Genomic DNA, 3,949 nt, shown 5'->3' on the forward strand with positions numbered 1-3,949 from the left:
GCGGGGACGTGACCGGCTGTGCGCCGACGAAGCATCCCCGCACCTGACCCCAGAAGCCGAGCGGTGGTGCGAGCGCATCGCGGTCAGGATGTGTCCGGCCCTGGCCTTCGTGCACCGCTCGCGCAGAGGGTGTCCGTTGGCACAGCCTGCGGAGGTCGCCTTGCGCCGGCGGCGCTGTCCGCCGGGGTCGGAGAGCGGTCGGTGTGTCCGGCCGGGCACATTGCCGACGGCAGCGGTGGCGAAGTGGTCGAGGACGGCGACAGACGCCACTTCGGCCGCCTCATCCAGGAGGAGATCTGGCCGGGGTGCCGCTGTCGGCCGTCGGCGGCCTCTACGCCCCCGGACGCGGCCGGCCTGGAGGACGACAACGGTAGCGAGGACCCGTGAACAGGTTCAGGGCCGCGGTGCCGTGTGATCGCGCGCGTCCATGCAGGAAGTGATCCGCTCGGTGCCGTGGCACATGAGCGCCGCCAGCTGCGAGCCCTGAGACGTCGGGAACACCCGGTTCAGTGTCGGGGCGGTGCCCTGTGCACGCCTCCGCTCCACCTGCTCGCCGGCGCCCGTCCGCGACGGCCCCGCCACCGGGGGCCGTCGCGGACGGCGGCGGTCATTCGGCCCTGATGTTGTCCACGTACACGACACCCTTGGCCGGGGCGCCGCTGCCGTGGCCGAGGTACATGTTGAACGTCGCCACCTTGGCGAGGTGGGCCGCGTCGAGCACCTCCCCGGCGTGCGCGGTGTCCCAGGGAGCGGGCTTGAACTCGCTGAACGGCGCCCGGACCTCCCGTCCGTTGGTGTCGGACAGCGGAATCCCGTACTCGAAGTAGGCGCCCCCGGACACGATCTGGAGCGTCGCGCCGTTCGCCGAACCGTCGCCCTGCAGCCACAGCACCAGCGACGAGAAGGCGGTCCAGTCCGCGTCGACCGTCTTGCCGATGCCGGTGTACCCGGCGCTGCTGAAGTCGTACGAGTAGGCCAGCCCGTACGAGCCCGATGCCTTGTGGTCGGCCGACAGGGTCGTGGTGTTGGTGTTGGTGTGGCTGTAGACCTCGCTGAGGGTGGCGTCGTCCCCGGCGTACCCCTCGAAGTCGTCGATCCATCCGGCGGGCAGGGGGGCGACCTCGCCGAGGAGGACCAGGGCCGAGTCGGTGAGGGTCTTACCGTTCACCCGGGCCTCCACCGAGAGGGTCACCGACCGGTTGTCCAGCCAGGCCGGGTCGATCGGCCAGTCACCGGAGTGGAAGCCGTCGGCGTTGAGCCGGAGCTGTCGGCCGCGTCCGCCGTTCACCGAGTAGGTGACCCGGCTCGCCGTCGCATGCGTGACCCGCACCCGCACAGTGCTCTCGGGACTCGTCAGGCGCTGCCGGTCCGTGGGGGTCACGAGGTGCATGAAGGGGGTGTTCCGGATGGCGGTGGTGCGTGCGGCGTACACGCCTCGCAGGTCACCGGCGAACACGGTGGAGGAGTCCCGGGCGTACTGGACGAAGTCCGCGTGCAAGGCGTGGCCCTGGGTCGGCACGTAGGACCGGGTGCTGCCCCCGAAGTTGGCCCAGGTCTGCATGTAGGTCACCCGGCGGGCCAGCGGGTCCGCCTTGATGGCGCCCAGCAGCTTCGTGAACCACTGCGGGTTTCGGCCCTCTTCCCCGCTCTCGCCGAACTCGGTGCAGGCCGGGACCTTGCCCTTCTCCTGGGCCAGGCGGACCACCATCGCCAGGTCCTTCACCAGGCTCTCCAGCCAGGCGTCCGATCCGGCGGAGTTGTCGTAGGCGTCGTAGCCGAGGACGTCGACGTAACCGTCGCCCGGGTAGGTCTTGAGGTAGCCCGTCGGGTCGCCGCCGAAGCTGGAGTTGGGCGAGTACGAGTAGAGCAGGTTGCGGACGCCTTTGGTGTCCCGCAGGTACTCGACCGTGTAGCGGAAGATTTCGATGTACTCCGCCGAGGTGGTGTGGCCAGCGCCCCACCAGAACCAGCCGCCGTTGTTCTCGTGGAAGGGCCGGAAGATGACCGGGATCAGGGTGCCGTCCGGCCGCCGTGCGCCCTTGACCGCCTTCGCGATGCGGTCGAGGAAGGCGTTGAACTGCGCGTGCTTCGTGCCTCCGGGGAGGATCTGGCTGACGACACGGCCCGATGTGTCGTAGAAGTTCTTGCCGGTGACGAAGTTCGGCATGTGCGCACTGAGCGTGTTGATCCCACCGCAGACGTCCGCCTGCTGGATGCACCGGCTGAGCGCGGCGATGTTCTCGGCCTCGGTCGCGTCCTTGCTGCCGGGGCGCTCGTCACCGTCGAGGATCAGGGTGTCCCACCCGAACAGCGCGGGATGGTCGCCCACCGCCGCCTTGGTGTCGGACGCCTTGCCGTCCTGGGTGGTGAAGGTGAAGCCGTAGGACAGGGCGTGCTGGTGGCCGAAGAGAGTGCCGTTGCCCTGCTGCCGCATCAGGTACGCGAACAGCGCGCGCGTGGCACTCGTCGCCTTGTCGTCGACGATCCGGACGGGCATCGGCGCGCCGGCCGGCGCTGCGGTGGGGGTCGCCGCCGAGGCCATGGGTATCCCGGCGCCCGCCGCCGCCATGGCGGTCGTAGCGCCGAGGAGGACGAACGAACGGCGGTTCACGACAGGCTTGTGCATGGCTGTCTCCTTGGACGTGGCCGGTTCTCACCGTGAGGGGAGGTTTTCGCCGCAGGCTCGGGGCCGGAACGCGAACCACGCACCGACGATCCGCCCGTCGCCCTCCCGGCGGCCCGATCCCGTGGCCTGTGCGGTCGTGGTGCCGACTGTGCCGGATGACGACAACGTTGTCTATGCTGATACGGCAGTTAAGTAACCGGTTTAGTGGATTGCCGCCAAGTGCTCCTTGTGGTGCCCGGGATGTCTTCGCCGCCGCGGCGAAGGTCACGGTCGGCGTTTTCGGGCATCACGTCGCCGTGCCCGGTCCTCTGGGGGCGGAGGGTGCCGCGCTGGCGCGGTTCTACTGAGGCCGGGGTCCGGAGTGACGGTCTGACCGAATGCAGGTTTGAGACGCTGTGCGCGACGGCTCCCGGACTTCAGTCCCGCGATGCTTCGTTCGACCGCTGCTCGCGCTGCTGACAGCGCCCGGTTGACGGTCCGCCGGGTCGGGATGAGGGCTCGGAGGGAAGGGGCGCCCGACCGGGGCGGTCACCCAGGGGCCAGCCGCGATGTAGGCGCGGCCGGCGAGCACGGGAACGTCTTGGCGTTCGCGGATCCGGATGATCCGCTGGGGCGCGGGCCGAGACCAAATCGTGGGTGTGGCCAGACGCTGGGGGGAGACCAGGTCCAGGAGAGCCTGCTGGTGAGGCATGAGCCTGCAGCGGGGCGCGGTCATGGGGGTTGACCGGGTGGGATGGTCTTCGGGTTGATCAGGCTGGGAGGGAGCCTCGGTGGGCAGTGCGCCGTCGTACAGGGGGTATCGGTGTCCGGCCGGGGTGGTCTCTCACTGCGTGTGGCTGTACTTCCGCTTCCCGCTCAGCTTCCGCGAGGTGGAGGAGCTGGTGCTCCAGCGCGGCGTGATCGTCTCCTACGAGACGGTCCGCCGACGGTGTGGGAGGTTCGGGCAGGCCTGTGCCGCCGCCCTGCGCCGCCGCAGGCCCCGGCCCGGGAACAGATGGCATCTGGGCGAGGTGTTCGTCAGGATCGACGGGGAGCTGAGGTACCTGGGCGGGCCGTCGGCCAGGGCGGCAACGTACTCGACATCCTCGTCCAGTACCGGCGGGACAAAGACCGCCGCCCGGCACTTCTCCCGCCGCCTGGTGAGGAAGAGGCGTGCGGTCCCGCGGGTGGTCGTCACGGACGGGCTCCGCTCCCAGGGCGCCGCCCACCGTGAGGTCATGCCCTCCGTCGGGCACCGGCAGCCGAAGCACCCCAACAACCGGGCGGAGAACAGCCACCAGCCCACAAGGACAGCGTGAACGCGCGATGAAGGACTCCCGCAAC

General features: G+C 69.9%; 2 protein-coding genes. One reads left to right on the forward strand and one right to left on the reverse strand.

All coding sequences use genetic code 11. From position 1 onward, the window contains the following. Window positions 1-607 precede the first annotated feature (607 nt). Complete coding sequence (locus tag ACWDZ4_RS33515) at window positions 608-2,626, reverse strand: glycosyl hydrolase (protein ID WP_451512165.1); 2,019 nt, start codon at window positions 2,624-2,626, stop codon at window positions 608-610. An 830-nt stretch (window positions 2,627-3,456) separates the two neighbouring features. On the opposite strand from ACWDZ4_RS33515, the gene ACWDZ4_RS33520 reads away from it, so the two are divergent. Further along, a complete protein-coding gene (locus tag ACWDZ4_RS33520; RefSeq protein ID WP_451512166.1) occupies window positions 3,457-3,924 on the forward strand; it encodes a DDE-type integrase/transposase/recombinase in 468 nt (155 codons plus the stop codon). The last annotated feature ends 25 nt before the right edge of the window (window positions 3,925-3,949 follow it).

It is taken from the genome of Streptomyces sp. NPDC003016 (assembly GCF_053591455.1).